11 protein-coding genes are annotated in these 13,549 nt (G+C 40.7%); 8 read left to right on the plus strand and 3 right to left on the minus strand.

What is annotated here, in order from left to right; genetic code table 11:
* The first annotated feature begins 113 nt into the window (after window positions 1-113).
* On the plus strand, window positions 114-1,223 hold the full coding sequence (gene proB / locus CDC33_RS31775; RefSeq protein WP_109012303.1) for a glutamate 5-kinase: 1,110 nt from the start codon (window positions 114-116) through the stop codon (window positions 1,221-1,223).
* Between the two features lie 52 nt (window positions 1,224-1,275).
* Window positions 1,276-1,860, plus strand: a complete 585-nt coding sequence (locus CDC33_RS31780) for a Uma2 family endonuclease (protein WP_109012304.1) — start codon at window positions 1,276-1,278, stop codon at window positions 1,858-1,860.
* A gap of 191 nt (window positions 1,861-2,051) precedes the next feature.
* On the opposite strand, the gene CDC33_RS31785 is transcribed toward CDC33_RS31780, so the two are convergent.
* Window positions 2,052-3,017, minus strand: coding sequence for an ROK family protein (locus CDC33_RS31785; protein ID WP_109012305.1), 966 nt, complete (start codon window positions 3,015-3,017; stop codon window positions 2,052-2,054).
* 100 nt (window positions 3,018-3,117) lie between these two features.
* Here CDC33_RS31785 and CDC33_RS31790 point away from each other — a divergent pair, with 100 nt between their 5' ends.
* On the plus strand, window positions 3,118-3,336 hold the full coding sequence (locus tag CDC33_RS31790) for a hypothetical protein (RefSeq protein WP_109012306.1): 219 nt from the start codon (window positions 3,118-3,120) through the stop codon (window positions 3,334-3,336).
* Between the two features lie 17 nt (window positions 3,337-3,353).
* On the opposite strand, the gene CDC33_RS31795 is transcribed toward CDC33_RS31790, so the two are convergent.
* Complete coding sequence (locus CDC33_RS31795; protein WP_109012307.1) at window positions 3,354-4,106, minus strand: Mut7-C RNAse domain-containing protein; 753 nt, start codon at window positions 4,104-4,106, stop codon at window positions 3,354-3,356.
* A 1,041-nt stretch (window positions 4,107-5,147) separates the two neighbouring features.
* Here CDC33_RS31795 and CDC33_RS31805 point away from each other — a divergent pair.
* Entirely contained in the window at window positions 5,148-6,125 is a 978-nt protein-coding gene (locus CDC33_RS31805; protein ID WP_109012309.1) for a ferredoxin family protein, read from the plus strand.
* 137 nt (window positions 6,126-6,262) lie between these two features.
* On the opposite strand, the gene CDC33_RS31810 is transcribed toward CDC33_RS31805, so the two are convergent.
* Window positions 6,263-7,852, minus strand: coding sequence for a helix-turn-helix domain-containing protein (locus CDC33_RS31810; RefSeq protein WP_109012310.1), 1,590 nt, complete (start codon window positions 7,850-7,852; stop codon window positions 6,263-6,265).
* Window positions 7,853-8,761: 909 nt separating this feature from the next.
* Between CDC33_RS31810 and fdxB the strand changes: the two genes are divergently transcribed.
* The 4 genes from fdxB (at window position 8,762) to CDC33_RS31835 (ending at window position 13,544) form a co-directional block, all read left to right on the plus strand.
* Complete coding sequence (gene fdxB, locus CDC33_RS31815) at window positions 8,762-9,055, plus strand: ferredoxin III, nif-specific (RefSeq protein ID WP_109012311.1); 294 nt, start codon at window positions 8,762-8,764, stop codon at window positions 9,053-9,055.
* A gap of 520 nt (window positions 9,056-9,575) precedes the next feature.
* Complete coding sequence (locus CDC33_RS31820) at window positions 9,576-10,619, plus strand: cytochrome c oxidase subunit II (protein WP_109012312.1); 1,044 nt, start codon at window positions 9,576-9,578, stop codon at window positions 10,617-10,619.
* Window positions 10,620-10,785: 166 nt separating this feature from the next.
* Window positions 10,786-12,474, plus strand: a complete 1,689-nt coding sequence (gene ctaD, locus CDC33_RS31825) for a cytochrome c oxidase subunit I (RefSeq protein ID WP_109012313.1) — start codon at window positions 10,786-10,788, stop codon at window positions 12,472-12,474.
* 470 nt (window positions 12,475-12,944) lie between these two features.
* On the plus strand, window positions 12,945-13,544 hold the full coding sequence (locus CDC33_RS31835) for a cytochrome c oxidase subunit 3 (RefSeq protein ID WP_109012314.1): 600 nt from the start codon (window positions 12,945-12,947) through the stop codon (window positions 13,542-13,544).
* Window positions 13,545-13,549: the final 5 nt, after the last annotated feature.

Below are 13,549 nucleotides of genomic sequence, written 5' to 3' on the forward strand. Positions count from 1 at the left end.
GGATTGGCGCTTTACAATTTCTTTGGTCATTAGTCCTTTGTCCTTTGTCATTCGTCAGTTACTAATGACCAATGACTAATGACCAATAACTAATGACTAATGACTAATGACCAATGACGAAAACAATTGTTGTCAAAATCGGTACTTCGAGCCTAACTCAACCAGAAACGGGACAATTAGCACTTTCGACCATCGCTACCTTGGCGGAAACACTCTGTTATTTAAGACGCCAAGGACACCGGGTGATTTTGGTTTCTTCTGGGGCTGTGGGAGTGGGTTGTGCGCGGTTGGGCTTAACTGAACGTCCCAAAGCGATCGCACTAAAACAGGCTGTAGCAGCAGTTGGACAAGGCAGGTTAATTCGTGTATACGATGATTTATTTACTACCTTACAACAACCAATTGCTCAAGTATTACTGACTCGCAGCGACTTAGTACAACGCAGCCGCTATCTCAACGCCTACAACACTTTTCAGGAACTATTGGGGCTGGGAGTTATCCCCATAGTTAATGAAAATGATACCGTAGCAATAGACGAACTAAAATTTGGTGATAATGACACCCTTTCAGCATTGGTTGCTAGCTTAGTAGAAGCAGATTGGCTATTTTTGCTTACCGATGTCGATAGACTGTACTCAGCCGATCCACGTTCCGTACCAGATGCGCGACCGATCGCTTTAGTGAGTAGCATTAAAGAATTAGCTCAATTACAAATACAAACAGGTTCCCAAGGTTCTCAGTGGGGTACTGGCGGTATGGTGACAAAAATTTCGGCCGCGAGAATTGCGATCGCGGCGGGAGTTCGTACCGTAATTACCCAAGGGCGATTTCCCCAGAATATTGAAAAAATTATCCAAGGTGAACTGATTGGGACACATTTTGAACCACAACCTGAACCAACTTCGGCGCGTAAACGTTGGATAGCTTACGGACTTTTACCTGCGGGTAAATTGTATTTAGATGAAGGTGCGATCGCGGCAATTTCTCTGGCGGGAAAATCGTTATTAGCAGCTGGAATTAAGGTAGTAGAGGGAGAGTTTCGCACACAGGACGCAGTGCAATTGTGTGATACCAACGGTAACGAAATTGCTAGAGGACTTGTGAATTACAACAGCGATGAATTGCAAAAGATTCGCGGCTGTCATTCGCGGGAAATTTCCGCAATTTTAGGCTATGCGGGTGTGGAAACCGTGATTCACCGGGATAATTTGGTTTTGATTTAGGATGGAAATAAGATAAGTTTCCTAAGTACTAACTGCGAGAGTGAAAAATATTATGACTCAAACGTTAGAAAATGCTGTTAACTTCCCAGAAGAACAACACTTCTTCAAACGTGGATTAAGTTGGGAACAGTTTAAAGCAATTCAAGCTAGCTTTGAAAATGTCGCGGGAGTGCGATTGTTTTATTGTGAGGGAATCTTAGAAATTGTGAGTATTGGCAAGCCTCATGAGGCAATTAAGTGTTTAACTGGTTTGCTCTTGGGGCAGTATTTCTTGGAACAGGGCATTGAATTTTTCCCCAGTGGAAGTTTTAGCCAGGTTATTCCCGAGATAGTAGAATATCAAGCAGATTTATCTTATTGCTTTGGAACGGACAAAGCTGTACCAGACTTGTGCATTGAAGTCGTGATTACTAGCGGTAGTCCCATAAAGTTACAGAAGTACAAATTAATGGGAGTCCCGGAAGTTTGGTTTTGGGAAGATGGCACAATTGAAGTTTACTGCTTACGAGAGCAAGAATATGAGAAAGTTGTTACAAGTGAGTTATTCCCAGAATTAGATTTATTCCTGCTCAATCGTTGTATTTTGTTGTCGTCTCCCTTGGAAGCGCTTAGAGAGTTTCGCCAGGGTATTCAGTAGTAGACTTGTCGCTTTATAAAAAATTAGTGTCTGAAACCCTTGCTTTGCCTGGCTCGAAAAATTCAAAACCTTTATTAGGCGACAAGTCTAGTAATAGTAACGCTATTTCGTTCTCATCTATCCCGCCTCAGAATAAATTCTGAGTCTAATAGCGAAAGTCGTCAAAAGACCAATACAGTTCAGTTAATGTTTTAATTATCCATTTCTGCTAAAGCCACCGCCCCCCACAACGGCGCATCATCCCCCAAAATCGCTGGGACAATTTCAAAATCAACTTCTGGTAAAGCCGTCTCCCGCGCCACTTGACGCAGCACTTGCCAAAAATCTGCCCCCGCTTTCGTCACACCGCCCCCCAACACAAAGCGCTGCGGATTCATCAAATTCGCCACATTACCGATACCTACACCCAGCGCCCAAGCAGCCTTATGTAAAACTTCCTTTGCCAAATCATCCCCAGCCGCCGCCGCCTCACTTACCAACTGTCCCGTCAGCAACGTTAAATTATCCCCCACCAAACCCCTTAACACCTCTCCTACTTGGCGTACTTGGCGACTTGGCGGTTCCTTGTCCAAAATTTCCCTAACATTTTGTGCCATATAAGGCCCCGAAGCTAAACGTTCCACACATCCCCGCTTCCCACACAAACAAACTGGCCCAGCAGGATCTACAACAATATGTCCAATTTCCCCAGCCATCCCACCAGCACCCCGCCAAGGCTGGCCGTTGAGTATCCAACCACCACCCACACCAGTGCTTACAGTTATATAAAACAGGCTATCGTACCCCTGTCCCGCACCAAAACGATGTTCTCCCAAAGCAGCAACATTAGCATCATTGTCCACACCAACACTCACACCAAACTCTTCCTCTAACAAACCTTTAAGAGGAATATTTTCCCATCCAGCCACATGATGAGATAGTCGCACCGTCCCCGTAGAAGCATCTACAGGGCCGCCAAAGCTGACACCGATCGCACCTGGTTTTGTGTCTTCTAGCAGAGAGTATACTAGCGATCGCATAATTTCCAAGTCAGTACTAGCATTTGCATTCGCTGGCGAGAGACGGCGTTCATAACGCAGCCACTTTCTAGAACCTACATTTACCAATCCTGCCGCCAATTTAGTTCCACCAAAATCGAGAGCTAAAATTAATGTCATCGTTTTTTATCTTTATATAATAGGTGGTTTATTTCTCAAGAAAGATGTTTGCAAGCAAAATAAATTCAACACTAAAGAAGACTATATAATTTAGCAACTCATGACTTCCGAACCTAATCCACTTATCGATTTCTCTCACGCCAAAGAAACTCCTGTCTCTCTTGATATCGATAAATCTCAAGAGACAGATCCCATTGAACCTGAAGAAGTCACTGGAGAGAGTAAGCAAAACCCTACTCCTGATGATTTCAATAGCGAAGATGAAGATCCTAGAATCGGGGGTAGTCAAATAATTAGTGCCAATATTTCAGGTAGTTAAATATTGCCATTACTAAGTTACTCATCTCTTTGTGAGTTGAGGACTCCATCAATAAACTGTTGCAATTTTTGATAATGTGAACCTTTCCAATAAATGCGATCGCAGTCTTGGCAATGCTGGAACACATCAACTTGCGATCGCACTGTTTCTGGTAGCTTGTCAACGATGGATTGTTTTTCTACAGGTTCTAATAATCCATTGCAGCGCAAACACCTTTTAAATGGTGAGACTAATTTAAACAAGTCGTAGCGTTGCAGTACTTCCAAGATTTGTTGTTGAGGGTTAGTATTTCTAACATAATACCCATACGTTACCAAACTACGCATTAATAGACCCTTATCACGAGTCAAGAGAATACGCCCCTGGCTGTAGGATATCTCGGCTAATTTCTCATCCTCGTAGTCATTGCGGTATAAAGTATCAAAACCTAAAAGTCGTAGAGATGTCGCCAGCTTCCCCAAATGGATATCTAAAACAAAGCGGATAATACTGAGCGGTTCTGGCATAACCAAAACGTTTGTTATAATAGTAGTCCTAACAGAAATTGGATAAACATTAATAGTATCTCCATCCGAAACTATGTAAGAAAAATTTACATATTCACCATTAACATTGATAAAAGCAACTTCTGGATGAGGGACACCCAACGATTCAATCATGTCCTTAATTGAGCCTCTCTCCTCAAAAAAATGGGAGATTTTCACCTGCTTATGATGCCGTGGTAAAAAATGATTCAATTCTCCATGAAAAAAGAAATATGCGATCGCCATACTTAAAAATCTTTGGATTATTAGGAACTGCTGTATCCCCTTACTGGCAATAATTTGTCACAATTGCAAAGCTTTATCTATTGTATTGAAAAAATCAATGCTTGCTCAAGTGAGCTATTTCCGCTATAAGATGCCCGTTAACCTTGATTTAACTTACCTTCTAGAGGTGAAAAACGTTAAAAATATTAGAAATATTCTCAAATACTTGCATTTATTATTAAGTTCAGTTACAGTCAAGGCAGAGGCATATAATCAAACCCTGACATGAGCTTCAGGAAGTTAGATTAGGTAAAAGGGTAAATAGCAGGTTTGTTAATGTTGATAGTTAGTGACGCTGCTAACAATTAGTCACTAATTTTGCTCATTAACTTATCGTGTATAAAGTACGGGGCACAAAGCGTTTACCCCCAATTTAATTGTCTTTATTTTTTCTGTAATAATTGACAATTATTCTCAATATGTATATATGGATAAATACATTAAAAGCAGATAAAAAAGTATTATCTGTTTATCAGGTGTTCTCGCATCTACTTTTAGGAATATGTTTATATGTAAAAACAACAACTGTAACTAGCTATGTAAAAAAATTCAGCAAAACTTTAAATAACTATGTTGCTGCTAGCAATATTTTTGATTGTAATATCAGCTACATCTATATTGTAAGCAAGTTGATTGTCTGTTACTCTCTAAGCGAGCGCAAAAGATTGAACATATTTGATTTTGCGAAAGAAACCAAGTTTAGAAAAGCCGAGTTTCAGCAAGTGAAAATTTACAAGATACCAAATAACAATAAAACTAGATACAAAACTAACGCCGCGTATACGGAAAAATCTATTTTGATGCTGTTTATCTCTATTGTGGAGACTTTATTAACCGGAAAGACCTTGATCAGTAATGATGTTATAAAGTGGATACCTAGTTTTAACTAGGAAATGAATATTGTTCTTTTTTATCTCCTTTAGTCAAGGATATTGTAGCTAAGAACACAATTGTATTTTGTAATACCTTTCGTCCATAAAATACGCTAATGAGTACAGCGAGATGAATACTTTTTTTTGTTCTGACGATTCACACCAAGTAGGAGAAGATGTTATTGGTAGCGCCACCAATTCTCAAACTTATATTTTAGTTGAGTGTCCTTTACCTTGGATATCAGAAGCCTTTAATTCCAAATGGGTACCCCAGAATTTGAGGATTTTGGTAGAGGAAGTGAAGCGTGCTAAACTACCGATTAGATTCCTCTTAATTGCCAATGATCAATCACACAAAGTAAACCAGACTACGCTGTTGATTTATCAAAAAAAAGAAGGGCTAAGTAATGGATATCATAAAAAAGAGTTTAAGCTGCCAAATATTGAGCAAGTAGCAGCAGTTGTCCAAAAATGGTTATGGGGTATCAGTTCTAATTCTGAGATAGAAACGAGTACAACTAAAGATATTTTAGTTTGTACCCACGGTAGCCATGATAAATGTTGTGCCAGATATGGCGCTCCTTTTTACTTCAATGTAACAGCAAGGAACGCTGATTTGTGCTTGGATAATGTGCGAATCTGGAAATCATCACACTTTGGCGGACATCGGTTTGCACCGACAATTATAGACTTGCCAGAAGGAAGATATTACGGTCGTATAGATATAGATTCATTTAGATCGGTTTTGACTCGTACTGGCGATATTCAATGCTTAAATAAAGTCTATAGAGGCTGGGGAATTCTACCTGCTGCACTTCAGGTTTTGGAAAGAGAACTAATGCTTTGTAATGGATGGGATTGGTTTAATTACAAAGTTGCAGGCAAAATTTTGGAGCAAAGTTTAGATAATAATACTATTCTGGGTGAGCTAAGTTTTGAACAACCTTCTGGTTCTCTCTACACTTACCAGGCTAAACTTGTGAGAGATGAAACTAAGACTCAACAACTGAAGAGTTCATGCAATGCTACACGAGAATTGGTAGTTACTAAATATGCTGTCGGTAGTCTTTGGGTTAGTTCTAGTAAGGTGATGAGTTATAGTACTTAAAAGAGAGGAGTTTTTCAACGCAGAGGGACGCGGAGTCTTGCTGTATTTAGTATAATGCTGCACAAATTCGTAACAAAATCTCTGCGTACCTTTGCGTTTCCCTCTGCGTTCCTCTGCGTTGAAATTCCAAATCAAGATTAAGTCATATTTAGCACTTTTCTTAAAAGTACTTGGTCTTCTAATTTGGCTTTTAAACGGCCATTTTCGATATCTCGAATCCAGCTTTGGCTTTTACCTGTAAGCTTTGCCAATTCTCTTTGAGAGAGATTCAAATTTTTTCGCGCCTGTAAAATCTGTTCACCCAGCAATTCGTTTGTAGCTTTAGGCTTCCTTTTGGCTTTAGCAGTTCTTGTTTTCTTTTTCTCTGATTCTGAAATTTGCTGTTCCCATTCTGGTGGGAGTTCAAAAGCCAAAATCCGCGCATTCATTAAGAGATTCCATTTACCACGGGGGCCTGTGTCTGTGAGGCGGGTTTCAGCACCACCGTCATTAGTCCAAAATTCTAATGCTTCATCTGGATCTTCTGGAAGATCAACTAACTTCGCCCATAAAGGTTGAATTTCTGGCGGGTAGGTAACCGGATCGAAAAGTGGTTTCATTCCATAGTGATTGAGAATTTCTAAGTCGCTTTCAAAAGTTCGCAGCAGACGTTTGCGTTCTTCTCGTTGTCTGGATGCAAGGGCAACTTTTTCTTCTCCGTAAGCAATCCGCAGCAAGGTAGGAATAGTAATACGTTGTTCCTTGCCCATTTTGGTTTTAAACAGCAACCACAGCATTAATCGGACTGCGCCTTCATGTTGCTGCCAAATGCTCATAACTGTAGTTAGCAGCGTTTTCGGAAGACTACCGTATTGATAGAATGCGGTTCGCTGTTTACATGCTTGCTTATTTAAGAAATATTGTGCCCATAAACCTGCTTTTACTTTAAAAGTTAGCCCAATAAGATATTTGCATCCAAGATTGTCTTCTTGAAAGTGGTGCTGAATATCTACTAAGTGCCATAAGCGGCTACCTGTAATAGAAAATCCGTTAATTCGACCTTGTTGAGGCCAGTCAATGGAGATAAGCAGGGAGCAAGCTTGCTGGACAAGATTTTTCATTAAAGCTAGTTTGGCAGCTTTGCTTAAATCTTTGCGTTTCTCCATCCCCAAATATTTCTCAATTTGTCGCTCATCGATCGCAAATTCTTGCTCCCAAGGTTGCTCTAAAGCTGTAGCATAAGCTGCAAAAATTAGATGTATGCAAGCGGCTCTGATGTCAAGCCCCTCAATTGCTGCTAAATCTATGGCCTTGTCGTTAACTTTGAATGGATCTTGGATGTGAAAAGCGATCGCACCTCGTCCCTGATTGATTTGTCGGCTGTAACTTATATAGCCTTCTTCATCGGTTTCCCAATGTAGCGATGTACGTTGTGCTAGTACATTACAAGCTTCCCAAATAGCGATCGCTGAAGCAAATGGATTATTCTTGCCGTTAGAAAACAAGTCTAAACTGCTAGCATCTCTTGGTTCTATTTTGCATCTCCCTTTTTTTGACTGCCAAGGAATCGGAGAATTTGTTGGACAAGCTATTACACATTGCGGTTCTGAATAATAACCCTCACAATTATTACAAAGACCAGGATCAATCCAGTATTCATTGTCTTCTATTCTGATTGCACCCGTAGGACATTGGGGGCGGCAGTTGTCACATCCAACGCAACTGTTGTTAGGAATTGTATAAGGCATAAGGCTCTTTTCCCACTCTAATCGTTGAGATGTCTGGCTCAGGTCTCCCCTGGATGAGTCCTGTTTATTCATGACTCGCTACCACATATCTTTATGGCGAGAATAATTTTTTCTCACCATACTCACTCCCCACATCCATATTTTGAGTTTGCATCCAATTGGAAGCTATTTAAGGCTTTAAAACCGAGCCGGATAAAACTTATTTATTAACTATACATTTCATAAAAATAATGATTAATTTGTTTGTATCGAGCTTAAAGAAAATCTTAATATTTGTTGAAATTCTACCTCAATGAACATTTTACCTTTACCCATAAAGTGCTTTTAGAAAACATTTAAGCTTGTTGTAATTACATTTCATCTGATTTATTACTGATTTTAATATTTAATGCATGATGATATTCTGCTACCAAGTTTACAGTTCCTTCATAATTAACTTTACTTTCTTGATGTAAAAGAATAATCTCTTTTGTCATCATTTATCTAAATAGATTAATTAAAGGAAAATCAAAATTGTTGGCTTTTAAAATACATATTGCATATATAAAAATGTAACTCATGAACATTTATTTTTGTATCAATCACTACTGTTTTGATATATTTATCTGACTAATCAAAAAATACTTGAAAAAGAATATCATCATTTTTATAGAGATATTTGTATCTTGTGGAAATAATAGTTATCCATACACAGTAGTAATTAGATACTTTAGCTCCCTACAACTAGACAATTATTATCAATAATCCTTATCTATAATTTGAAATTAAAAACAATGTAATTTTGTGTTCAAAGTCATCGGAATTTGATGACTAAAAAGTAATTTTTGAATATAAACGAATAAAAGATTAGGATAATATGATGATTAATGCACAAACAGATTGAAAGGCAAAATTGCCGAAGGATTATTCATGGCACAGCTAACAGGTTTGACATTTGGCGGTAAGGCTTGGACACCAAAATTCGCTCAAGAAATTGACAAGGACAAATGTATCGGTTGTGGCAGATGCGTTAAAGTATGCGGTTACAATGTTTTGGGTTTGAAGGCGCTCAATGAAGAAGGCGAATTTGTAGATGATGAAGATGATGATGAAATTGAACGCAAAGTAATGGCAGTTACTTCTCCAGAAAACTGTATTGGTTGTGAAGCGTGTTCACGGATTTGCCCCAAAAATTGCTACACCCATGTTGCATTAAACAACTAAGGTTTTTGAAGTTAGTCAAAATTGTTGTTCATTCAAGGAGGCACTGTTTGTATAAAGCGCAAATGTGCTAGGCAAGGTAACTTGAGGGGGATATTAAATATTTACTGTAACTAATAGAAAGTTCACAGTAAACAAATCCGTAAATCGCAAAATGTCAGTTATTAACAAAATTAAACTTGCTGCTAATATAGCCTAATCAATATTAGGTCTAACAGTGCCCTCTTGGAACAACTAGCTTTTCTGGAAGCAGGGGGCTACCTTTTTCATAGGAGTTGAAATATAATTTGTAAGTTTCTGGGGGAAAGATATGGAAAAAATCTGGAAGTTTCCCCCATTTTTTATGGCTGCACGTTAGAAAGTTAATAAGTGAAAAGGGAATAGGGAATGGGGAATGGGGAATGGGGAATAGGGAATAAATAACAATGCCCAATTACCAATTACCAATTACCAATCCCCAATCCCCAATCCCCAGTACCCAATACCCAGTACCTATAAAAGACTGTTTACACAGGTAGCATGTATGCAACAAGTTCCTGTTTCACTATGGACTCTGGTTGCTGGGATAGTAGTTACAGCAATCAGTATTTGGATTGGTCAGAATCACACTTTGATGCCGGTGCAAGCATCGTTACAAGCGCCTTTGGTAGACGGTTTTTTTAACGTCATGTTTACCATTGCGATCGCACTCTTCTTAGTGGTAGAAGGAACAATTGTACTTTTTTTGATTCAGTTTCGTCGCCGTCGCGGTGATGATAGTGATGGTGTGCGAGTAGAAGGCAACGTTCCCTTAGAAATCTTTTGGACAGCAATCCCAACAGTGATTGTTCTCGGCTTGGGCATTTACAGTGTAGATGTTTTTAACCGAATGGGCGGCTTTGAGCCTGCGGGTCATCCTCATTCAGCAGCTCATGTTGCTCATATACCGGGGAGTGCTTTGGCAGCCACATTAAGCGATACTGAAGCAACAACTGCCCCAGCAATAGCCCCAACAATTGGTATTGGCGCGTCTCCCAAAAACCTAGATAAACCAGCCGACTTAGTTGTTGATGTCAAAGGCATACAGTACGCCTGGTTATTTAATTACCCTGATAGTGGCATTACCTCTGGGGAATTACACATACCCGTTGGTGCTGATGTACAACTCAACCTTTCAGCACAAGATGTAATTCATTCATTCTGGGTGCCAAACTTCCGCTTGAAACAAGATGCACTTCCCGGTATCCCTACCGAACTACGATTTGTCGCCACTAAACCAGGTACATATCCCGTAGTTTGTGCTGAATTGTGCGGTGGTTATCACGGTTCAATGCGGACACAAGTAATTGTCCACACACCAGAAGAATATAATAACTGGCGGACAGAAAACCAGATTGCTCAACAGCAAAATTTAAATCAAGTCGTTGCAGTGAGCGAGTCCCCGTCTTGGCGGTTTCCGGCGATGGGGAACTCGCGAACCCAAAGGGTTAATCCAGCCGACTTATCAACATCAGAGTTTCTCGCACCCCACACCCATGATATGGGAATTAGTGCAGCAACTCTACAGTCATTGGTCATTGGTCATTAGTCAAACGATTTTGGATTTTAGATTTGCGATTTTAGATTGGTTCCGCTACGCCACTGGGGGATAAATCAAAAAATTATTTTAATCCAAAATCCAAAATTGCCCGATCAAGAGTCACATTTAATTGCTTTGAACATTTGACCCTGGTCTTTGCATAAGGGTAAAAAATATGACGCAGGTAGAATTTCCCCGGAATACTCCACCAGAAGAAAAGAAACCGGAAATGGTGGCTGGCCACACCTCCCATCCGAAGGCGTGGAAATGGCAAGACTATTTTACATTTAATGTTGACCACAAGGTTATTGGTATCCAATACCTAGTGACGGCGTTTGTGTTCTATCTCATCGGTGGACTGATGGCTGTTGCTCTGCGTGTCGAATTAGCAACACCAGATGCAGACGTACTCGACCCCAATCTGTATAACGCTTTCATGACCAATCACGGGACGATTATGATCTTCCTGTGGATTGTTCCTAGCGCCATTGGGGGATTTGGTAACTATTTGGTGCCGTTGATGGTTGGTGCTAGGGATATGGCTTTCCCGAAGCTGAACGCGATCGCCTTTTGGTTAAATCCCCCAGCCGGTGCGCTGATTTTAGGTAGTTTCATTTTTGGCGGTTCGCAATCTGGTTGGACAGCTTACCCACCTTTGAGCTTAGTGACAGCACCAATCGCTCAAAGTATGTGGATACTTGCGATCGTCTTAGTGGGAACTTCTTCAATTTTGGGTTCACTGAACTTTGTGATCACCATTTTGATGATGAAAGTTCCTAGCATGAAATGGGATCAAGTGCCCCTATTTTGCTGGGCAATCTTGGCAACCTCGTTGCTGGCGCTTCTCTCTACACCTGTATTAGCAGCCGGTTTAGTTCTACTGTTGTTTGACCTCAACTTTGGCACTTCCTTCTTCAAACCAGATGCAGGCGGTAATGTTGTAATTTATCAACACTTATTCTGGTTTTATTCTCACCCGGCAGTATATTTAATGATTCTGCCCATTTTCGGCATCATGTCGGAGGTAATACCAGTTCACTCGCGTAAGCCAATCTTTGGTTATAAAGCGATCGCTTACTCTAGTGTAGCCATCTGCGTTGTTGGTTTGTTCGTCTGGGTACACCACATGTTCACCAGTGGCACACCCGGCTGGATGCGGATGTTCTTCACTATCTCCACTCTTATAGTTGCAGTTCCCACTGGCGTGAAAATTTTTGCTTGGGTTGCTACCCTCTGGGGTGGTAAAATCCGCTTCACAGGTGCGATGCTTTTCGCCATTGGTTTGTTGTCCATGTTTGTCATGGGCGGCTTAAGTGGTGTGACGATGGGAACAGCCCCCTTTGATGTTCATGTCCACGACACATATTATGTTGTCGGACATTTCCATTACGTTCTATTTGGTGGTTCCGTGTTTGGTATCTACGCAGGTATTTATCACTGGTTCCCCAAAATGACCGGACGAATGCTGAATGAAAGCTTGGCACGCATTCACTTTGCCCTTACCTTCATCGGTACTAATCTGACCTTTTTACCCATGCACGAGTTGGGCTTAAAAGGAATGCCGCGAAGAGTGGCAATGTATGACCCCCAATTTATCGACCTGAATCAAATTTGTACCTTTGGTTCATTTGTTTTGGCGATATCGGTAATTCCTTTCACCATCAACATGATCTACAGTTGGCTGAAAGGGCCTTTGGCTGGTGATAATCCTTGGCAAGGTTTGACCTTAGAATGGACAACTAGCTCACCACCTGCAATTGAAAACTGGGAAGTGTTGCCGGTTGTGACTCATGGCCCTTATGACTACGGTCATGATAATACTCTTGAAATACAGCCATCTGCAACACCGTCAGCTAATGCTTAGGTAGTAAAGTGAGGAATGCGATCGCTCTCAAGCTGACTACAATTTCTAGTAATTTGATTTGAGAACTTGAAACTTCAGCCTCAGAACTCGAAAGGCCGAGTTCAGAACTCGGAACTTCAGCCTCAGAACTCGAAAGGCCGAGTTCAGAACTCGGAACTTCAGCCTCAGAACTCGAAAGGCCGAGTTCAGAACTCGGAACTTCAGCCTCAGAACTCGAAAGGCCGAGTTCGGAACTCGGAACTTCAGCCTCAGAACTCGAAAGGCCGAGTTCGGAACTCGGAACTTCAGCCTCAGAACTCGAAAGGCCGAGTTCGGAACTCGGAACTTGGAATTTTGAGAATTCCTGAACAAGTGAAGAGTTGAGTTAAACAAGGATTTTGGATGAAGAATGAAATATTTTGCCGCTTCAGACTTCATTCTTCATTCAAGCTTCCACAACAGACACAGTGGATAATATTGTCAAAAAATCTATGACCATAGCTACAACCACAAGCGAAAATCACAATGCAGGACACGAAGAACATCCAGATTTAAGAGTTTGGGGATTGTTGACGTTCCTCGCTTCTGAATCCCTTATGTTTGGGGGATTTTTTGCCACTTATTTGTTTTTCCGGGGTACTACAGCAGTTTGGCCTCCAGAAGGAAGCGAAGTAGAACTACTCGTACCAACGATTAACACCATTATCCTGGTGTCTAGTAGTTTCGTCATTCACTTCGGTGATACGGCGATTAAAAAGAATAATGTCAAGGGAATGCAACTATGGTACGCAATTACCGCAATCATGGGGGCAATTTTCTTAGGTGGTCAGGTTTATGAGTATTCAACATTAGGATACGGACTGACTACCAACGTCTTCGCTAACTGCTTTTATATCATGACAGGGTTCCACGGTTTGCACGTTTTTGTGGGACTGTTATTGATATTACGTGCATTGTGGCGATCGCGTCTTCCCGGTGAATATTCTGCAACCAATCATACTTTCATCGAAATGACAGAAATTTACTGGCACTTCGTAGACATTATCTGGATTATTTTATTCACCTTGGTGTACGTTCTTACTTTGTTTTAAATTGG

The sequence above is a fragment of the Nostoc commune NIES-4072 genome (genome assembly GCF_003113895.1).
Lineage (GTDB): Bacteria > Cyanobacteriota > Cyanobacteriia > Cyanobacteriales > Nostocaceae > Nostoc > Nostoc commune.

What these genes read in the sequence shown, in the direction of transcription:
- proB (WP_109012303.1), top strand. Translation starts at nt 114, where the DNA reads ATGACGAAAACAATTGTTGTCAAAATCGGTACTTCGAGCCTAACTCAA.
- CDC33_RS31780 (WP_109012304.1), top strand. Translation starts at nt 1,276, where the DNA reads ATGACTCAAACGTTAGAAAATGCTGTTAACTTCCCAGAAGAACAACAC.
- CDC33_RS31785 (WP_109012305.1), bottom strand. Translation starts at nt 3,017, where the DNA reads ATGACATTAATTTTAGCTCTCGATTTTGGTGGAACTAAATTGGCGGCA.
- CDC33_RS31790 (WP_109012306.1), top strand. Translation starts at nt 3,118, where the DNA reads ATGACTTCCGAACCTAATCCACTTATCGATTTCTCTCACGCCAAAGAA.
- CDC33_RS31795 (WP_109012307.1), bottom strand. Translation starts at nt 4,106, where the DNA reads ATGGCGATCGCATATTTCTTTTTTCATGGAGAATTGAATCATTTTTTA.
- CDC33_RS31805 (WP_109012309.1), top strand. Translation starts at nt 5,148, where the DNA reads ATGAATACTTTTTTTTGTTCTGACGATTCACACCAAGTAGGAGAAGAT.
- CDC33_RS31810 (WP_109012310.1), bottom strand. Translation starts at nt 7,852, where the DNA reads ATGCCTTATACAATTCCTAACAACAGTTGCGTTGGATGTGACAACTGC.
- fdxB (WP_109012311.1), top strand. Translation starts at nt 8,762, where the DNA reads ATGGCACAGCTAACAGGTTTGACATTTGGCGGTAAGGCTTGGACACCA.
- CDC33_RS31820 (WP_109012312.1), top strand. Translation starts at nt 9,576, where the DNA reads ATGCAACAAGTTCCTGTTTCACTATGGACTCTGGTTGCTGGGATAGTA.
- ctaD (WP_109012313.1), top strand. Translation starts at nt 10,786, where the DNA reads ATGACGCAGGTAGAATTTCCCCGGAATACTCCACCAGAAGAAAAGAAA.
- CDC33_RS31835 (WP_109012314.1), top strand. Translation starts at nt 12,945, where the DNA reads ATGACCATAGCTACAACCACAAGCGAAAATCACAATGCAGGACACGAA.